Source organism: Amphritea pacifica (assembly GCF_016924145.1).
GTDB lineage: Bacteria > Pseudomonadota > Gammaproteobacteria > Pseudomonadales > Balneatricaceae > Amphritea > Amphritea pacifica.
In genome coordinates this window covers 1-395 of record NZ_JAFFZO010000139.1, presented here as the reverse complement: position 1 = coordinate 395, position 395 = coordinate 1, and the positions used below count along the sequence as shown (strand labels likewise).

The following is a 395-nucleotide window of genomic DNA, read 5'->3' as shown; positions in this document are numbered from 1 at the left end:
TAGCGGGTGACCATGCCGGTGCTGCGGCTGAACGAAAAATGTTTGACCGCTTTCATAAACCAGGGCATGGGGAGGTAGCCATGCTCAGACGCTTCAGCGTAGCCCCAGATCAGGCCTGAAGGTAGGAAGATAGATAGTGTAAAATTATATATAACTTCACTTACATCGACAAAGTTCCAATCATCTAGAATGACAAAGGCTATAATCGTTAAAATGAACATCGGGCCGATAATTACAATCCCTCCTTTAGCAAACATAGTGATGTAAAAGTAGATTAATCCCCAGCGATTAAGCGAACCTATAGCACACTGGTTTTCATCCCAGTGGGTTTCGCCCTTATTGTGTTTCATGCGTTGTTTAATCTCTGACGGTGTTGGCTCCTGAATCATACTGAC

At 44.1% G+C, this 395-nt stretch carries 1 protein-coding gene; it reads right to left on the bottom strand.

What is annotated here, in order from left to right; translation table 11 throughout:
• Window positions 1-350: hypothetical protein (locus JW499_RS21795; RefSeq protein ID WP_205212535.1), on the bottom strand; the 350-nt coding region annotated here is incomplete at its 3' end.
• Between the last annotated feature and the right edge of the window lie 45 nt (window positions 351-395).